The 17,057-nt window shown below is 73.6% G+C and carries 19 protein-coding genes; 10 read left to right on the top strand and 9 right to left on the bottom strand.

Annotated elements, in window-relative coordinates; translation table 11 throughout:
• Positions 1-132 precede the first annotated feature (132 nt).
• The 3 genes from VKA29_RS07830 to VKA29_RS07820 all read right to left on the bottom strand — a co-directional run bounded on the left by VKA29_RS07830 (position 133) and on the right by VKA29_RS07820 (position 2,476).
• The gene (locus VKA29_RS07830) at positions 133-1,317 is read right to left on the bottom strand and encodes an HTTM domain-containing protein (protein WP_324784505.1); all 1,185 of its coding nucleotides are present in this window, start codon (positions 1,315-1,317) and stop codon (positions 133-135) included.
• Positions 1,318-1,327: 10 nt separating this feature from the next.
• Entirely contained in the window at positions 1,328-1,924 is a 597-nt protein-coding gene (locus tag VKA29_RS07825; RefSeq protein ID WP_324784486.1) for a DUF5819 family protein, read from the bottom strand.
• 366 nt (positions 1,925-2,290) lie between these two features.
• Positions 2,291-2,476 (bottom strand): hypothetical protein, encoded by a 186-nt coding sequence (locus VKA29_RS07820; protein WP_324784485.1) that lies wholly within the window; start codon positions 2,474-2,476, stop codon positions 2,291-2,293.
• Positions 2,477-2,668: 192 nt separating this feature from the next.
• On the opposite strand from VKA29_RS07820, the gene VKA29_RS07815 reads away from it, so the two are divergent.
• Positions 2,669-2,824 (top strand): hypothetical protein, encoded by a 156-nt coding sequence (locus VKA29_RS07815; protein ID WP_324784484.1) that lies wholly within the window; start codon positions 2,669-2,671, stop codon positions 2,822-2,824.
• A 69-nt stretch (positions 2,825-2,893) separates the two neighbouring features.
• Here the strand turns inward: VKA29_RS07815 and map are convergent, their stop codons facing one another.
• The 3 genes from map to VKA29_RS07800 all read right to left on the bottom strand — a co-directional run bounded on the left by map (position 2,894) and on the right by VKA29_RS07800 (position 5,286).
• Positions 2,894-3,661 carry a type I methionyl aminopeptidase gene (map, locus tag VKA29_RS07810; RefSeq protein ID WP_324784483.1) on the bottom strand — a complete coding sequence of 256 codons (768 nt, stop codon included), beginning with the start codon at positions 3,659-3,661 and terminating at the stop codon, positions 2,894-2,896.
• Between the two features lie 176 nt (positions 3,662-3,837).
• Positions 3,838-4,461: an ester cyclase gene (locus VKA29_RS07805; RefSeq protein ID WP_324784482.1), complete on the bottom strand. Its 624-nt coding sequence runs from the start codon at positions 4,459-4,461 to the stop codon at positions 3,838-3,840.
• Between the two features lie 84 nt (positions 4,462-4,545).
• Complete coding sequence (locus VKA29_RS07800) at positions 4,546-5,286, bottom strand: SDR family oxidoreductase (RefSeq protein WP_324784481.1); 741 nt, start codon at positions 5,284-5,286, stop codon at positions 4,546-4,548.
• 136 nt (positions 5,287-5,422) lie between these two features.
• On the opposite strand from VKA29_RS07800, the gene VKA29_RS07795 reads away from it, so the two are divergent.
• Entirely contained in the window at positions 5,423-6,376 is a 954-nt protein-coding gene (locus VKA29_RS07795; protein WP_324784480.1) for a LysR family transcriptional regulator, read from the top strand.
• Between the two features lie 37 nt (positions 6,377-6,413).
• On the opposite strand, the gene VKA29_RS07790 is transcribed toward VKA29_RS07795, so the two are convergent.
• The gene (locus VKA29_RS07790) at positions 6,414-7,580 is read right to left on the bottom strand and encodes an MGDG synthase family glycosyltransferase (RefSeq protein WP_324784479.1); all 1,167 of its coding nucleotides are present in this window, start codon (positions 7,578-7,580) and stop codon (positions 6,414-6,416) included.
• Between the two features lie 137 nt (positions 7,581-7,717).
• Here VKA29_RS07790 and VKA29_RS07785 point away from each other — a divergent pair, with 137 nt between their 5' ends.
• From VKA29_RS07785 to VKA29_RS07750, 7 genes are all read left to right on the top strand, one after another.
• Positions 7,718-7,954 (top strand): hypothetical protein, encoded by a 237-nt coding sequence (locus VKA29_RS07785; RefSeq protein WP_324784478.1) that lies wholly within the window; start codon positions 7,718-7,720, stop codon positions 7,952-7,954.
• A gap of 6 nt (positions 7,955-7,960) precedes the next feature.
• Entirely contained in the window at positions 7,961-8,881 is a 921-nt protein-coding gene (locus tag VKA29_RS07780; RefSeq protein ID WP_324784477.1) for a DMT family transporter, read from the top strand.
• A gap of 71 nt (positions 8,882-8,952) precedes the next feature.
• The gene (locus VKA29_RS07775) at positions 8,953-9,720 is read left to right on the top strand and encodes a polysaccharide deacetylase family protein (RefSeq protein ID WP_324784476.1); all 768 of its coding nucleotides are present in this window, start codon (positions 8,953-8,955) and stop codon (positions 9,718-9,720) included.
• Positions 9,721-9,967: 247 nt separating this feature from the next.
• Entirely contained in the window at positions 9,968-10,339 is a 372-nt protein-coding gene (locus VKA29_RS07770) for a hypothetical protein (protein ID WP_324784475.1), read from the top strand.
• 52 nt (positions 10,340-10,391) lie between these two features.
• Complete coding sequence (locus VKA29_RS07765) at positions 10,392-11,237, top strand: SDR family NAD(P)-dependent oxidoreductase (RefSeq protein WP_324784474.1); 846 nt, start codon at positions 10,392-10,394, stop codon at positions 11,235-11,237.
• A gap of 323 nt (positions 11,238-11,560) precedes the next feature.
• On the top strand, positions 11,561-12,919 hold the full coding sequence (locus tag VKA29_RS07760) for a GH25 family lysozyme (RefSeq protein WP_420718456.1): 1,359 nt from the start codon (positions 11,561-11,563) through the stop codon (positions 12,917-12,919).
• A 34-nt stretch (positions 12,920-12,953) separates the two neighbouring features.
• Positions 12,954-13,718: a D-Ala-D-Ala carboxypeptidase family metallohydrolase gene (locus tag VKA29_RS07750; protein WP_324784473.1), complete on the top strand. Its 765-nt coding sequence runs from the start codon at positions 12,954-12,956 to the stop codon at positions 13,716-13,718.
• A gap of 4 nt (positions 13,719-13,722) precedes the next feature.
• Here VKA29_RS07750 and VKA29_RS07745 read toward each other — a convergent pair whose 3' ends face one another.
• Together VKA29_RS07745 and VKA29_RS07740 are read right to left on the bottom strand one after the other, a co-directional pair.
• Complete coding sequence (locus tag VKA29_RS07745) at positions 13,723-14,667, bottom strand: 3-carboxyethylcatechol 2,3-dioxygenase (RefSeq protein WP_324784472.1); 945 nt, start codon at positions 14,665-14,667, stop codon at positions 13,723-13,725.
• Positions 14,664-15,191, bottom strand: coding sequence for a hypothetical protein (locus tag VKA29_RS07740; protein WP_324784471.1), 528 nt, complete (start codon positions 15,189-15,191; stop codon positions 14,664-14,666). Before VKA29_RS07740 ends, VKA29_RS07745 begins: the two co-directional genes overlap by 4 nt.
• Positions 15,192-15,626: 435 nt before the next feature.
• Between VKA29_RS07740 and VKA29_RS07735 the strand changes: the two genes are divergently transcribed.
• On the top strand, positions 15,627-16,238 hold the full coding sequence (locus tag VKA29_RS07735) for a hypothetical protein (protein WP_324784470.1): 612 nt from the start codon (positions 15,627-15,629) through the stop codon (positions 16,236-16,238).
• The last annotated feature ends 819 nt before the right edge of the window (positions 16,239-17,057 follow it).

Here is a 17,057-nt window from a genome sequence, read left to right as displayed (position 1 = left end):
TGATCGTGCCGCCGCGGGTACCCGTGCGCCGGGCGCCCACCGCGATCTCGGGCGCACGGCACCTCGCCGGACCCGCCTCGCCTCCGGCACCGCCGACGTACGTCTCCGCGGCCGCCGGCGGCCCCGTCCGGCTCACGCCCAGCTTCTGGCCGCGCTTCCCGACCTGCGCCTCGCAAGGCCGGCGAGGTTCTTCCAGCCGGCGCCGACAGCCGTCAGGAAGCCGGTGGGCAGGAAGACGGCGTCACACGCGACCATGGCCAGGGAGAAGAACGGGATGCCGAGGAGCACCGCGATCCCCAGGTGCTCCAGCATCATGACGGCGATCAGTACGCTCTTGACCTTGCGGTTGACGAGGGTGAAGGGGAAGGCCACCTGAAGCATGACGGTGCCGTAGCTCAGCAGCAGCACCAGTACCGCGTTGCCGGCGAGGAGCGCGGAGAGCCAGGGCCAGGGGGCGAAGTACTCGAGGTTCAGCGCGTAGTGGAGGGCGCTGCCCTGCTCCCATCGTGAGCCCTGCACCTTGTACCAGCCGGAGGTGGCGTAGATCAGGCAGACCTGCGCGGCGATCGTCAGCATCGCGGTGTTGTGGAGCATCGACGCGCCCGCGTCCAGCAGTGCGCGCGCCTCGCTCCCGGGGAACCGGTGGCCGACGGCGAACCACAGTCCCTGCGCGGCCCACAGGGTCCACAGGACGAGGGGCCATCCCGTGTCCCAGCCGAACGCCACCAGCAGGAACAGGCCGGTCGCCGTCCACAGGGCGACCCCCGTCCGGTCGGCGCGGGGCGAGCCCTCCCGCAGCGGGGTGCGGGCGCGCCGCGCGTCCAGCGACCAGACCTGGGCGCAGCGGGTGAAGACGAGGTAGATCACCATGATGCGCAGGACGTTGTCGCCGCCGTCGCCCACCAGAGGGTTGCGGTTCTCCAGCGAGAGCACCCCGACCATGAGGATCACGGACATGGTCCTGGTGCGCCAGCCCACCAGGACCGCGAAGGCCGAGGCGATGGTCAGGAAGTAGACGATCTCGAACCAGACCCGGCCGCCGGACCACTGCAGCACGCTGAAGGTGCCGTCCAGGCGGCCCAGCTCGAGCGCCATGTCGTACGACAGGGGACTGCGGTCGCCGTACAGCACGCGGCGGTTGGGCCATTCCCGGCACAGGAAGGCGACGATCACCAGGGACAGCCCGATGCGGAAGGCTGCGGCCTGATGAGGTGCGCGGGTGGTACGGAAGACGTGTCCGAGGCGGGCGGCTCCCGTGCGGACGCGGTCCCCACCCGGCCGGGCAGACGCCTCGGGGGCGTTCTCCCTGGATGTCACGGTGCTCAACTCACAGCCCCTTGTAGTCCTGGTCGGTCACCGGCCACCAGGGCAGTACGCGGTAGGTGGTGGTGTCGGGCGTCTCCTCGCCGGTCCATGAGGGCGGCGGAACCATCGTGTAGCGGCCGGCGATCTGGACGGCCGTCACCGGCTCACCCCGCCACCGGTGCCCGACCCGCTGGAGCACGACACGCTTGAGGTACGCGCCGGCCACCACCCCCCGGATGCCGGTGGGCCTGTCGCCCGGCCCGTGCAGGGCCTCGGAGTTGTCCCAGGCGAGGCGGAGCATGTTCTGGTTCACGTGGCTCGGGGCCAGGGCGCCCTTGATGGCGGCCACGTCCTGGTCGGTGAGGTTGATCCACCCGGAGACATGACGGGCACCGCGGGCGCCCGTGGTCCGCAGGCGAACGCCGATGGCGTCGTTGCGTTGCTTGGGGTTGGGCGCGAACAGCTTCCAGTCCTGCCCGAACTCCGGCTGCACGTACGAGTTGATCACTTCCTGGTCACGTGCTTTGAGGACGTTGGTGGGGGCCAAGGTCAGGAAGATCATCGCCAGGTGCACCAGGAGGGCGGCTGCCAGCACCGTGGCGGTCGCGGTGAGCAACACGACCGACAGGCGCGACCACGGCCGGTCCGGCGCGCCGACCACCCCTGGGGCCGGTTCGCCGCCGCGGACCCCCGCTCGAACGGTGACGGACCCGGGAGGGACGGGACCGGCCCCGTCGGTGCCCGGTCGCGGAGGGGGCAGACAGTGCGTGCCGCTCGCGGCCTCGCCCACCGGATGTACGGCGGCGGATTTCCTGGGGGATTCCATTGCGTTCCTTCTGCTCGGCGGCCCGTGTGGTGAGGAGAGTGCTCACCACACGGGCCGCACGCCTGACGCGGTCCTCCGTCAACACGCGGACGACGCCAGGCAGAGCCGGGCATTCTTCAGAAGCGGTTGTCCGTCGCCTCGACGGCCGTTTCTCTCATGTCAGCTGAGCGGGCAGGTGGCGGTGGCCCTGTCGGTCCACGACAGGCCGGCGGCCGCACTGAGCACGTCGGCGATGTCGTTGAGGACCTCACCCCTCGGCCGCACGTACCACTGCGCGAAGTTGTTCGCGTTCTGCGGGTCCCAGATGTACGTCAGCAGCGGGTCCGCGGGGGCTCCCGCCGCCACGCCCGCGGCCGCCCGCGCGAGGGTGTCGGAGTACGGAGGCGTGGGCAGGTCGCTCCAGTGGGAGGTGGCCGGGTCGTAGGGCGCGGGCCAGTTGTCCAGCCCCTGGTTGAACCAGTAGCCGGGGGAACACCACTGGTTGAGGGACGACGTGGTGCTGGTGGTGCTGGTCGTCGCGTTGGTGCCGGTGGCCGCGTGGTGCCGGTGGTCGCGGTGGTGCTGGTGGTCGAGGTGGTGCTCGTGGTCGAGGTGGTCTGTCCGATGGTCCCGCTGGTGAGGCCGATCAGCCCCGTGGTGACCCCGATGTCGCCGAGGATCTTCGGGGCGAAGATCGCGTCGCTCGTGCAGTAGTCGAACGAATGAATTCGCCGCGGCTCGCCGGAGGCCGCCGGTACCGGATCCGGCGGCCTCCGGGAGACGTCAGGGCAGGGTCAGGACGCGGGGACCCTCGTCGGTGATGGCGACGGTGTGCTCGAAGTGGGCGGCTCTGCTGCCGTCGGTGGTGCGCAGCGTCCAGCCGTCGATGTCGGTGCGGTAGGTGTTCCGCCCGCCGGCCATGAGCATGGGCTCGATGGCGAGGACCAGGCCGTGCCGGAGGGGGAAGCCGCGTCCGGGCCGGCCGCGGTTGGGGACGTGCGGGTCTTCGTGCATGCGGCGGCCGATGCCGTGGCCGCCGAAGTCGGCGGGCATGCCGCAGCCCGCCTTGCGGGCGACGGTGTCGATGGCGTGGGAGATGTCGCCGATGCGACCGCCCACCCGGGCGGCGGCGATGCCGGCGTCGAGCGCCTGCCGGGTGGCGTCGATCAGGTCGAGGTCGTCGGGGCGCGGCGTTCCGACGGCGAAGGTGATGGCCGCGTCGCCGGTCCAGCCGTCGAGCTGGGCGCCGCAGTCGATGCTCACCAGGTCGCCGTCGCGCAGCCGGTAGCCGGTGGGGATGCCGTGCGACACGGCGTCGTTGACGGATGTGCAGATCACGGCCGGGAAGGGGACCGGGGCGAAGGACGGCCGGTAGCCGAGGAACGGGGAGCCGGCCCCGGCCTCGTCCAGCACCGACCGGGCCGCCTCGTCCAGTTCCCGCAGGGACACCCCCACACCGGCCGCTTCCCGGGCCGCGGCCAGGGCATGGGCCACCACCCGCCCGGCTTCCCGCATCGCGTCCAATGCGGCATCGGTCTTGATCTCCACCATGTGTGTGACTCCCACAGCACGTCGACCCAATACTTATACCGGTATTAGTATCACGGTCGCGGTGGGGGCTCGTCCCGCACCCGGGGCGGGAGTCCGGCGCTCCCGGCCTGTGGGAAGCGGGCCCGCCACGCGGGACCCGGTTGCGCGGACGGCGAAGGGCGCCGGGGCAGGGCGTGTCAGCCGGTGACTCCGAGTTGCCTCAGCAGGGTCTCGTCGTCCTCGATGTGCCAGTCCTCGACGATCTTGTCGGTGCCGACGTGCTGGATGTCGATCGCGTCGAAGCGGATCCGCTGCCCCTTGCCGCGGAGGCCGTGGAACGTACCGGTGAAATGGCCGCGAAGGACCAGCCGGGCGGCGATCCTGTCGCCGGTGACCAGGAGATCGGCCGGCTCACAGGTCAGGTCCGGCCCGGCGGCGCGGAAGTCCTTCGACGCGATGAGCGGGCCGGTGGGGCCCTGGGGGCGGCCGGAGGGCAGGGTGTTGTCCCGGAAGCGCGGGCTGACGGCGGCGTCGAGGTACTTCTGCTCGCCGGTGTTCCAGAACGTGTACAGCTGCTGGGCCAGGTGCACCTCCTGGGCGGCCCGCCGCCGGCCGATCGAGCGGTCCACGGTCAGTGTTCCGGGCCGGACCAGGCCGGGCGAGCGGTCGACGAGGTCGCGCGGCGACGCCGGGGCGCCCGGCCCACCGGGCCGCCGGTGGTAGTCGAACGCACCGACGGCCATGGCGGCGCCGACGGTGAGCGCGGCCGCGCCGACGACGGCGGCGGCGGTGACGAGGACGGTACGGATCACCTTGTGCATCAGGGAGTTCTCTCGGTCTCGATGTGGTCGTCGTTGCTGCTGCCGTGGCGGACCCGGTCGACGCCACGGCCGCCGCGCCGGGGCTCAGACGAGCCGGCCGCCGCCGTCGACGTGCAGCACGGTGCCGGTGACGTAGGGGTTGTTCATCGCGAACAGGACTGCCCGCACCAGGTCGTCGGGGGTGCCGACGCGGCGGGCCGGGTTGCGTTCGGCGACCCGGTGCAGGAACGCTTCCTTGTCCGCGCCGAGCCCGTCCCAGGAGCCGGTGTCGACGATGCCGGGCGAGACGGCGTTGACCCGCACCGGGGCGATCTCCACGGCCAGGGCCTGGACCAGGAAGGCCAGCGCCCCGTTGGTGGTGGCCATCACGGTCCGTTCCGGGGCCGGCCGCCAGGCGGCCACCCCGGAGAAGAAGGTGAACGAGCCGCCCGAGGCGGCCTGCCCCGCCAGGTGCTTGGCCAGCAGCAGCGGGCCGATCACCTTCGCGGCGAAGGCCCGCCGCACCGCCGCGAGGTCGAGCTCGGCCAGCGGCCCGTTCGCGGGCATCGCCGCCGTGGACACCAGATGGTCGAAGGCGCCGGTCTGCCGGGCGAGCCGGGCGATCGAGTCCTCCTCGGCCAGGTCCACCGGCGCCACCAGGGCGGGGCCGGACAGTTCGCCGGCGGTCCACTCGAGTCTGCGCGGGTCCGGCCCGGCCAGCACCAGGTCGGCGCCGGCGGCCGAGGCCGCCCGGGCGATCAGCCTGCCCGTACGGGAGCCCGCGCCGATGACGACCAGGCGCCGCCCGTCGAGGAACCGCCCGTCGAGAGCAGTGGAAGAAGGCATGGAAGTACTCCGTCGAATGATCGGGGAAAGGGGATCCGCCGTCCGCGCGCTGGGCGCGGCGGCCGTGGACGAGCCTCTCCCGCGCTGCGTCGATGAGTCCAAGGCTTGCTTTTGAGCGCGGCGATAACATTTGGTCATGGCGACGCTCCGGCAACTCGAGTACCTGGTCACGATCGTGGACACCGGGTCCTTCACCCAGGCGGCGGAGTTGCTGCACGTCACCCAGCCCGCCCTCTCCCACCAGGTCCGCGCCCTGGAGACCTCGCTGGGAGGCGCGCTACTCGAACGCCTGCCGCGCACGATCCGCCTGACGCCCCTCGGGCGCGCCGTGCTGCCGCACGCCCGCGCCGCGCTCAAGGACGCCGACCGCCTCCGCTCCGCCGCCCGCCAGGCGGCGGGACTGGACGGCGGCGAACTCGAGGTCGCCACCGTCTACTCCGTCAGCCTCGGCGTCCTGCCCCAGGTGCTGCGTGCCTGGCGCCGCCGGCATCCGGGCGTCCGCATCCGGCTGCGCGAGTACCCGCACACCAGCCGGCTGGAGGCGGCGATGGCCGCCGGCCAGGCCGATCTCGCCGTCGGCCCGACCCCGCAACGCTGGGACGGCCCCGTGCGCGACCTCGGTGTCGAGGAGTTCGTCATCGTGCTGCCCGCCGACGACCCGCTCGCCGCCGGCGCTCCCGCGGCCGTCGCCCTCGGCACGCTCGCCGACCGCGACTGGGTGCACTTCGCCACCGGCAACGGCCTCGCCGACCTCCTCGACCGGGCCTGCGCCGACGCGGGCTTCCAGCCCAAGGTCGCGGTCCGTGCCGAACAGACCTCCGCGGTCCCGCTGCTCGCCGCCGCCGGACTGGGCCCGGCGCTGGTGCCCGCCAACATCGTCCCGCGGGAGTTCGACGGCGTCGCACTGCGCCTCGACCCGCCGCTGCGCCGCACCCTCACCGCGTACACCCGAACCCGCCCCGACCCGCTCACCACCGCCTTCGCCGAGCTCCTCGCCCGGCACGCATGCGTCCTGCCCCGGCACCTGCGCACCCGGCGCACCCCGCCGACGGCCTCGGCCGACGTGCCCTGCGACGCTCCTGCCGACTGACCCGGCTCGGACCCGCGGGGCCGGAGTCCGAGAACCGTCACCCGGCGAAGCTGTCGGCGAGTGCTTCCACCCGGGCCAGGGCATCGGCCCGGAACAGCTCACGCCCGCGGGCGATGCCGCGGTCCCGCTCCGGAGCGTCGGCCGACAGCCGGCCGAGCGCGCGCAGCAGGGCCGGGCCGTCCGGGGCGGCCTCCGAGACGCCGAGCGCCGCCATGCGCGCCACGCCCTCCGCGCCGTGACCGGGCAGGGGGCGATGACCCACCACGGGCAGCCCGGAGGCGAGAGCCTGTACGGCGGTCTGCCCGGCGGCGTTGTCGACGAGAACCCGGGCCGCACGCAGCAGGCCGGGCATGTCGGTGACCCAGTCCACCGCCAGGGCGCCCGGCACCCCGGACGCCCGGGCCCGCAGCCGCTCGTTCCGGCCGCACAGCACGACCGGGAGATAGCCCGCGGCGGCCAGCAGCCGAGCGGTGTCCTCCAGCCCCGGCGCGGCTCCCCAGGCACCGGCGGACAGCAGGACGGGCGGACGTCCGGGGGCGTACCGTTCGAAGCGCCGTCGCCACGCGGAGGCCCCGGCAGCCGGTGCGAAGAAGCCGGGTGCCACCACCGGACCGGTCGTCTCGACGGGCACGGTGATGCTCCGGCCCACCTCCCACGCGACCTGGTCGGTGAGACAGAGGTAGACGTCGTTGCCGGGATGGAGCCACTGACGGTGAACGGCGAAGTCCGTCAGGCAGACCGCACTCGGGCACCGCAACCGCCCTTCCGCTCTGAGGTGGCCGGTCAGCTGAGCGGCGAGGTGGAAGACCGACACCACGACGTCGGCTTCCGTACGCTCCGCCAGCTCCGCCACCGGGCCGCCGGCCAGTCGGGCGAGGGGAAGACCGCTGGGACGGTACCGCGTGCCCGGGCGCAGGAACGCCCGGTACAGGCCGGCGTAGGCCCAGGGGTAGTGGCGGACGGACGACCGGTAGAAGGACCGCAGCGCGGTTCCCGAGCCGGCCGGCAGCAGCCTCAGGAGGTCCACGACGCTGGCCCGGTGGCCCCGGGAACGGGCGCGCCGGGCCAGTTCCCGGGCCACCGTGTCATGGCCCGCTCCCATGCTCGCGCTGACGATGAGCATCCGCAGCGTGCGGCCGGCCGGCCTCGCGGGCCCGGAGAGTGCCGAAGACACCGAGTGCACGGCGTCGGGGTGTCCGCTCATCGCCCGGGCGAAACGTCCGCTCCGCACGTTTCGGCCTCCGGAGCGGGGGATACTTCGTCCTTCTGCCCTCCGGGCACCGGGAGTGGCCGCGGTCGGCGGTTTCCGGTACGTCCGCTCCCGGAGCCGAGGTCCAGCCCATGTCCCACGTGCTTTCCCGAGCGGGCGCCGCCGGGCGGTCGAGTGCAACGCTGGTGACCGGCGCGTCCTCGGGCAGCGGCGCAGCGGTGGCGGTGGCCCGTCGGCCGGCCGTCGAGTGGTGGCTCATGCTGCTCGGCGGGCTGGGCACGACGCGCCTCGGCGCTGTCGCCGAACCGGCGCGCGGTGCCGCTCCGGCGCCGCGCCGGCGGCCGGCCGCCTCGTTCGACGGCCGGTGACGCGACATGCTGACCGTTGTCCTGGCCTTGTCCGCGGCGCTGTCCAACGCGTCGGCCTCCGTCCTTCAGCGGCGTGCCGCGATGGACGAGAGCGGAGGCGGGACCGGTCCGGGCCAGGCCGCTCGCTGGCTGGCCCGCGTACTGCGGCGGCCCACCTGGCTCGCCGGTGCCGGGCTGCTCATCCTGTCGACCGTCCTGCAGGCGGCCGCCCTCAAGGTGGGGAGCCTCTCACTGGTCCAGCCACTGCTCGCCGCCGAACTGCTGTTCACCCTCGTTGTCGGCAGTGTGGTCTTCCGACGGCGTCCGGACCTGAAGACCTGGCTGGCGTTCGCCGCGCTGGCCGCCGGGCTCGCGATGTTCCTGACGGCGGCCGCTCCCGGCGCCGGCCGCTCCACCGCCGACGCGGGACGCTGGCCGGCGACCGCGGGGGTGGTGCTGGGGGTCGTGGCCGTACTGACGGTGACGGCCCGCCGGGTCCGGGGCGCGCCTCGCGCGGCGCTGCTGGGACTGGCGTGCGCCGTGTCCTTCGCCGGCACCGCCACCCTGCTGAAGGAGGTGACCGGCAGGCTGGCCGACGGGCTGGGCGCGGTGCTGACGACGTGGCCCGTGTACGCGACCGCTTCCCTGGGATTCCTCGGCTTCCTCTTGCTGCAGAGCGCGCTGCGGGCGGGCCCGCTGGCCGCGTCCCAGCCGGCCCTGACCCTCGGTGACGCGCTGACGAGCATGGCGCTGGGGTGGGTGCTGTTCGCGGAGGACATCACGCTCGGCGTGCGCGTGGTGCCCGAGGTGATCGGCTTGATGCTCATGGGAGCGGGAAGCGTCGGGCTCGCGCACGCTCCGTCGGTCTCCGGCAGTTGGGACACGGAGCCGGATACGCGGGACGGGCCGGGGCCGGACTCGGACAGGGCGGTGACGCAGGGATGCTGACGGCACAGGGACGCGGCGGCGCGGTGATGCCGTCCCGCGCGGTGGTCCCCGGAAGGTGCGGAGCCCAGCGGATGCCCGGATCTCCCGGTCCCCGCGCCGCCCGGAGCGCGGCGGCGGTCCTGGCCCCGGTGGTGGCCGTCGCCGCCGCACACGTCGTCCCGGCCGCCACCTGGCTGCCCGCCGTACGTCTTCGCTGGTTCCGGCACCTGGCCGGTGCCGGCCGCCCGGACCACGTCGCCCTCACCTTCGACGACGGGCCCGATCCCGCGTCCACGCCCTTCTTCCTCGACGCGCTGGACCGGCTCGGTCTCCGCGCCACCTTCTTCGTGCTGGGCGACGGCGTCGTACGTCATCCCTCCCTGGCCCGCGAGACCGTCCGCCGCGGACATGAGGTGGCGGTGCACGGCTGGACTCACGACCGTCCGTGGCTTCCGGCTCCGGCAGCCGACGCGAAGGCGTTGCGCCGCGCGGTCGCCGCGGTCCACGGCGCGACGGGAACGCGCCCCCGGTGGTACCGGCCGCCCTACGGCATCCTCACCTCCGGACGCTGGGCCGCCGCACACGCGGCGGGCCTGCGGACGGTCCTGTGGACCGCCTGGGGCAGGGACTGGACGGCACGGGTCACCCCGGAGTCGGTGTACTCGACCGTCACCGCCGGCCTGCGCGGCGGCGGCACCGTCCTGCTGCACGACACGGACCGGCTTGCTGCCCCCGGCTGCTGGCGGTCCACGCTCGGCGCCCTGCCCGGCATCGTGTCCGCGTGCCGCGACGCGGGCCTGTCCGTCGGCCCTCTCGCCGACCACGGGATCGCCACCGCCACTCGCCCGGCGACCGCGTGACCTCCGATCGAGGCGCGCAATATGGAAATACCCGGACATCATGGGGATGCACAGACATCTCCTGACAGGGGAGGAGACCGGCATGGCCACCGGCAAGCCGCCGACCGCCGCCGCTGATCGCTTCGGCGGATCCGCATGAGCACCGGTGAGGAGCGGGAGCAGCGGACGTCGGGCCCGTTCGGCGGTCCCCGGACGCGCGTGTCCGGCGGCCCGCGGCCGTGGACGACCCGGGACGAGGAGGTTCGCCATGAGGACCATCACCGTCGCCCGCATCGGATGGGGAGCCGTCCTGGCAGCGGCTCCGAACGCGGTACTGCGGCACTGCCCGCGCACGCGGCCGAGCGCGGCGGCGCGTACCGTCGTACGCGTGCTGGGGATCCGCCACGCGCTGCGAGGTCTGGCCACGGCCTCCGGAGCCGTACCGGCCTCCTGGTCCGTCGCACCCGACGCCCTGCACGCCACCACCATGGCCGGCCTGGCGCTGGGCAGCGACCGGTGGCGCACGGCAGCCTGCCTCGACCTGGCGGTCGCCGGCGCCCTCGCCGCGGGCGGCCTGCGCGCGGCGGCCGCCGCTGCGGGCTCCGAGCGGCTGCGACCGCGTCCCCGGAGTGCACGGTAGCCCGGCAGGGCGTTCCCGGCCCTCCCCCGTCCGCCGGCGCAGCGAGGTGTCCATGTCCCACGCCCGCTCCCACGCCGGAACGCCGTCGGTGACGGCGTCCGGTGCGAAGCCCCCGCCCGCGGGGGAACGCGCCGCAAGCGGTGCCACCGTGTTCCGGGGTACGGCGCTGATCACCGGCGCGTCCTCCGGGATCGGCGCGGCGGTGACCCGTCGGCTGGCCGCCGAAGGGGGCTGGCGGATGGTCCTCAACGGACGCGACGCCGCGCGGCTGGCGCGGGTGGCGGCGCCGGCGTCCGCCGCGGTGTTCCCCGCGGACCTCACCCGGCCCCACGCCGACCGGGAACTCGCGGGTTTCGCCCTGGACCGGCTCGGCCGCCTGGATCTCCTGGTGGCCTGTGCCGGTGTGGGCTGGGCCGGCGACTTCACGACCATGCCGCCCTCCGCGATCGAAGAGGTGGTCGCCGTCGACCTGCTCGCCACCTTGCGCATCGTCCGGCAGGTGGCACCGCACATGGCCGCGGCGGGCGCCGGGCGCATCGTCCTGATCGGCTCGGTCGCGGGCGGCTTCGGAGTGGGCGGCGAGGCCGTCTACTCCGCGGTCAAGGCCGGGCTCGGTTCCTTCGCGGAGGCCCTCCGGTACGAACTCGGCCGCGCCGGTGTGGGGGTCAGCCATGTGATCCCCGGTGTGGTGGACACTCCGTTCTTCGAGCGGCGGGGGGTTCCCTATCTGCGGTCGTCGCCCCGACCGGTTTCCCCCGAGCGGGTGGCCGACGCCGTGTGGGGGGCGGTGCGGCGCGGCAAGGACGAGGTGTACGTGCCGGCCTGGTTCCGGCTGCCCGCACGAGTGCGGGGGGCCTGCCCGGGGCTGTACCGGAGAATGGCCGCCAGATTCGGATGAGCGGCCCGGTACGACGGCTCGGCGGGGCTGTCCTGTGCGGGGTACTGCGCCGCAGCGGCCGTTGAGCCGGTGGACGGCGGCCGGTTCCGGGGCCGCCGTGCGGCAGCGCCGGTGGACCGCGCCTGGGCACAGGCCGTGGACGCGGCCGTCTCCTGGTGCCGGGCGACCGGCAGGGCGGGGTGTGCGGCGGCTGGTCTCTGCGCGTAGATTCACCGCGGGAACCTCTTCCCCCGGGCGGCGGACGACTCCTAGGATTCGGCTGTCATGTACATGAAATGACAGTCCGTTCCCTGTACCGCCCGTCCACCGTGCGGAGATCTCCCATGCCCGAGAACAGACCGGCCCGGCTCCCCTCCCCCCTCTCCGGCCTGCGCCTTCGCACGGCCGCGGTCCTGGCTCCGCTGCTCGCGGGGCTGCTCCTGACGTCCGTTCCCGGCACCGCCCTCGCCGCCGGCCGGGGCGCCGACGACCGGGCGGTGACGTCCGCCGGCTCCGCCCCGGCGCGTGCCGGCCATGACGCGGACGCGCCCTTCCCCCGGCGGGGCACCGCGCACGCCGGCAGCTCGCTCGACGGCAGCGTGTCCGCGGCGCGCACCGCCTCCACCGTCGCCTCCGTGGAGACCGCCGCCGCGCTCTCCGCCGGCCCGCTCGGCCTGGACGTCAGCGGGCACCAGGGCAATGTCGACTGGACGTCCGTCGCCGGTAAGGGCGCCGCCTTCGCCTACGTCAAGGCGACCGAGGGGGTCAGCTACACCAACCCGTACTACAGCCAGCAGTACAACGGCTCCCGCAGCGCGGGACTGATCCGCGGCGCCTACCACTTCGCGCTGCCCGACGTCTCCGGCGGCGCCGCACAGGCCGACTGGTTCTTCGCGCACGGCGGCGGCTGGACCGCCGACGGCTACACGCTCCCGCCGGCCCTGGACATCGAGTACAACCCTTACGGCGCCTCCTGCTACGGGCTCGGCGCCAGCGCCATGGTGTCCTGGATCAAGGCGTTCAGCAACGAGATGTACGCCCTCTCCGGCCGCTACCCGATGATCTACACCACCACCGACTGGTGGAGCACCTGCACCGGCAACACCAGCGCCCTGGCCGCCACCAACCCGCTGTGGATCGCCCGCTACGCGAGCAGCGTCGGCACCCTGCCGGCCGGGTGGAGCGCCCAGAGCATCTGGCAGTACGCGGACTCCGGCACCTTCCCCGGCGACCAGGACGTCTTCAACGGCACCACCGCCGAGTTGCAGGCGCTCGCCCTCGGCACCGGTGGCTCCACCACCACCGCGTGGCCGACCGTCAAGAAGGGCGCGAGCGGGCAGACGGTGAAGACGATCCAGTACCTGCTCAACGCGCACGGCGCAGCGCTCACCGTGGACGGCGCCTTCGGCACCAACACCTACAACGCCGTCGTCGCCTTCCAGTCCGCGAACGGACTCGACGCCGACGGCGTCGTGGGCCCGCTGACCTGGGCCGCGCTCGTCGTCACCGTGCAGAAGGGCAGCTCCGGGCCGGCCGTCTCCGCCGTGCAGAGCGAACTCAACGCGAGCGGCGCCTCGTTGACGGTGGACGGCAGCTTCGGCACCAACACCTACAACGCCGTCGTCGCCTTCCAGTCCGCCAAGGGGCTCACCGCGGACGGCATCGTGGGCCCGCTGACCTGGCGCGCCCTCGTCACCTCCTGAACCCCGACGATCACGACCCCGCGAGGAGACAGCCATGAACCCCGACCCCCGACCCGGCCGCCGCAGTGTGCTGCGCACCGCCTTCGGTCTCACCGCGGCCGTCGGCACCGCCGGGCTGCTGGGCGCTGCCGCGGCCGCCCCGGCCGCCGCCTACGGCTGGTCCAGGACGCTGTCCCAGGGCTCCACCGGTGCCGATGTCGCCGAACTCCAGATCCGGGTGGCCGGCTGGGCCGCCGACAGTGCCCAGCAGACCTACGTCGCCGTCGACGGCGCCTTCGGCTCCGGCACCGCCGCCGCGGTCAAGCGGTTCCAGTCCGCCTACGGGCTGAGCGCCGACGGCGTGGCCGGCCCGGCGACCCAGTCGGCGCTCAACGCCCTGGAGAGCTCGGACGGTTCGACCGCGCACTTCGACTTCAGCGAGTTCACCTCGCACGACGGCGCCGGCTTCAGCGGCGGCAACGTCTCCTCCACCCAGGTGAAGGAGAACGTCCGGCGCCTGATGTACAAGCTGGAGGCGCTGCGCAAGAAGGCCGGCGGCAGAGCCGTCACCGTCAACTCCGGTTTCCGCAGCGTCTCGTACAACTCCTCGGTGGGCGGCGCCTCCAACAGCATGCACACCTACGGCGTCGCCGCGGACGTGGTGGTCTCGGGGCTGTCCACGCTCTCCGTCTACCGCATCGCCGAGACCTGCGGCTTCTCCGGCCTGGAGACGTACTCGGTGTCGTGGCAGCACGTGGACAGCCGCATCGAGTACCCCTACGGGTCGCAGTTCTGGTGGTGGCAGGACGGCGTGGCCTGAACGGTCACGGCGCGGTCCGCGCCGTCATGACGCCGAAGCCGGCGATGTACTCCCGCACGGGCCGGTAGAACTCGTACGTCACCTCGTACGGGCCCGCGGCACCGAGCGCCGCGAAGGCGGCGACCCAGGTGCGGACCTCGTGGGAGGAGTTGCCGGCTTCCTCGGCCATCCGCTCGGCCGTCATCGCGTCGACCGGGGAGAGGTCGCCGGAGGCGAGGGTCGCCATCAGGGCCCGGTCCCCGTCGGGGTTGAGGTCCCGGATGGTGGCCGTGCCCGCCGCGAAGGCCTTCGCCGTGTCGATGACCCGCTGCTGCCGGGCGTCGCGGGCGGCGGCCGTGGGGTGCCCGCCGCCGAGGAGCATCGCGCGAGCGGTGTCGTCGGCGGTGGCCCACTGCGGCACGGGCGGATCGTGGGAGAGGCCGCCGGAGCCGACGAGGAGCACCCGCTCGTCCTCCAGCGCGGCGAGGTAGCCGCCGACCGCCTCGCCGAGGCGGCGGACCCGGCGCATCGTCACGAAGGGCTTGGCGACGCCGTTGACGAAGACGGGGACGGTCGGCACGGCGGCGAGTGAGCCGAAGAGGATCTCCAGCGGCTGGACCGTGCCGTGGCCGACCTCCATGCGGCGGGAGACGGCCACGTCGAGGTCGCGTTCGGCGACCCACTGGGCCAGTTCCTCGGCGCGCTCGGCGGGCGCGTTCAGCGGTCCTTCGGCGGTGCCGTAGTCGCCGACGCCCCACGCCTGGTAGCCGATGCGGAACGGCGGCATCAGGTCGTGGAAGAAGCCGTTGTAGTGGTCGGGCGCGAAGCAGACGACCAGGCTGGGCTCGTAGGACTCGGCGAAGGCCCGCGCGGCGTCGAAGGCGCCCTGGACGGCGCCGGCCACCTCGGCGGGCGGGTCGGCGTACGCCGGCAGGGGGCTGTGCGACATGGTGACGAGGGCGAGGGTCATGCGGGGGTTCCTTCCCGGACGAGCGACCCCGCGGTGACGACGGCGGCGAGGGCCCGGGACGCCTGCTGGGTGAGGGAGGCGGCGGCCACGAAACGGTCGGGGCGCAGCACGACCGGGCCGCAGGCGCGGACGTCGAACCAGTCCTTGAGGGCACCGGTGCCGTCGCCGACGACGGTGACCGGTGCCGGGGAGCCGGCGTACCGCTTCTCGGCCCGGGCGCGCTGCGTCTCGGGCATGAAGGAGACCAGTCGGAACCGGTGACGGCGGACGAGCGCGAGGTCCGCGGCGGAGAGGGAGGCCGTCGGGTCGGTGGCTCCGAGCGCTGCCCGCACGGGTACGGGACCCCGCCGGCTCCGAGCGCTGCCCGCCGAGGGCCGGTACACCGGCTTCGCGCTGATGGCCGCCGCCGTCGCCTGCACGGCGCTCGCCGCCGCCCGGGGCGGCAACGACCACGGCTGGACCGACCCGATGATCCCCGGCCTGGCCGCCGGAGACGTCGTCGCCCGGTTCGCCTCCCGGCTCACCGACCGGCCGGCCTCCCTCCTGCCCGGCGGCGCCAACGCCTCCGTCGGGCAGCTCCCGGTCGCCGACCCCCGGGCCCGGTCCACGCCCTCCCGGCACAACCCACACATGTGCCCGGTTTCCGGTGGTGTGCCCCGCACTCCCGCCGGACCGACACGCGCCGGGCCACGCATGCCGCGGGTTCGGGCGCGTGTCTCGGCCCGCATGTGTACGACCAGGACATGGGCCGGGATGTCAGCCCGCGCCCGCGCCGGTTCACACCTCGGCGCGGTGACGGCAGGCGTCCGGCCGCACTCCGTCGGCCGGCACCCTCGATCGCACATGCGGCACACGACGGGGGCGCGTCCGCGTGCGTTTGCCGCGCTTCCCGGCCTCGGCAGGCTCCTGCGCTCCCAGTAACATGCGCTGAGTCATCCACACTGAGGGAGTGAACGGCTGTGCCCACCACATCAGCCACCACCACGATCCGGTCGCGGTATGCCGAACAGGCGATCTCCGATCTGGCCGAGAACCGCCGCCGGCAGAAGGAATTGACGCGTCAGCTGGAGGCTCTGCACCAGGAGGAGGCACTGCTCCTGGACATCCTGAAACTCGCGGGGGCATCTGACGCGGTTTCCGACGCGGCCTCCGACCTGACGCCCGTACCGCGGCAGGCGCAGAACGAGCCGGAAGTGTCGGCCTCCGTCACCTCGGCCACCTCGTCCGATGCCACCGAAGCCGCGACAAGGCGTCCGCGCGACGCGGGTGCGAGCCCTGACACCCGTCAGCGCGAGACCCGCGCCGGCCGGACCGGCGCCAAGGCTGCCGACAAGCAGGAAGAGCGGCCGGCTCTCCTCCAGGATCTGTTGCTGGAGTTGCTCGCCGCGCACACCGAGCCCCGCCTCGCCGCGGAACTGCGCGAGGAACTGCTGCGCGCACACCCGGACCGGCAGCCCACACCGCAGGTCGTGCGCAACACCCTGGAGGCGCTGGTGGCCAAGGGACGCATTCAGCGGCACAAGCAGAACAGGTCGGTCATGTACACCGTGGTGGAGTCGGACGACACCTGAGCCACCGAACGCACGTGACGGCGGACCGCCGCACGCGGCCGGGTGTGACTCGTAGGCGTTCTCGGGTGACCGGTCGCGGGTGGCGGACCGGGCCGGTGAGCCGGTTGCCGGTTGGCGGTTGCCGGTCAGCAGCGTGCCGGTCCGCTGCCGGTGGGCAGGCGGTAGAGGACATACGGCTTGCGCCGGAGGTCGGTGCCGCCTTTGTGAGAGGCCCTGCGGTCGAAGGGCCGACGACGACTGCTTCGGCGGTGATCCCGCGCCGCGGTCCGGCGGGCTCGGCCGATCCGGCCGACTTCCTGTGTAGCCCGTTCGGCCCCCGCAGGAGGCCACCCCGGGCCGGCCGTGCTCGTATAGGAGTGTTCTCCACATCGACCTGGGAGGTGACCATGCACGAAATGTGGCAGGGCGCGGACCCCTCGGGAGAACCGGTGTGGCATGTCCTGACGTCTGACAAGACCTCTACGTTGTGCGGTGTGGAGAAGAAGCCGGAGCAGCCCAGCCGGCAGGAGCCGACGGACAAGCACTGCTTCGCCTGCATGAAGGCGTTTCAGGCAGCCGTGGTGTGACTCCCCCCACGCGGCACCGTCGCCCGGGCCCGAGGGCCGAACGGGAGCTCCCGCCCATGACCTGGGGGTGTCAACGGGCCCGAGGAGTGCCGCCATGTCTCCACCACCAGCCGCACATCGCACCGCGGCCCGCGGGGCGGCCGACCGACGGTGAGTAGATGGTGCTCTCCTGTCGGTGGATGGTGGGGGGCATGGTGGCTGGGTCGGTTGATATGGCGTCACAGGAGGCGGAGTGAGATCAGGAAGGGCCGGC

Origin of the sequence: Streptomyces sp. H51, assembly GCF_035656535.1 — a bacterium.
Lineage (GTDB): Bacteria > Actinomycetota > Actinomycetes > Streptomycetales > Streptomycetaceae > Streptomyces.
The sequence above is the reverse complement of the archived record's forward strand: the minus strand, read 5'-3'. Positions and strand labels throughout refer to the sequence as shown.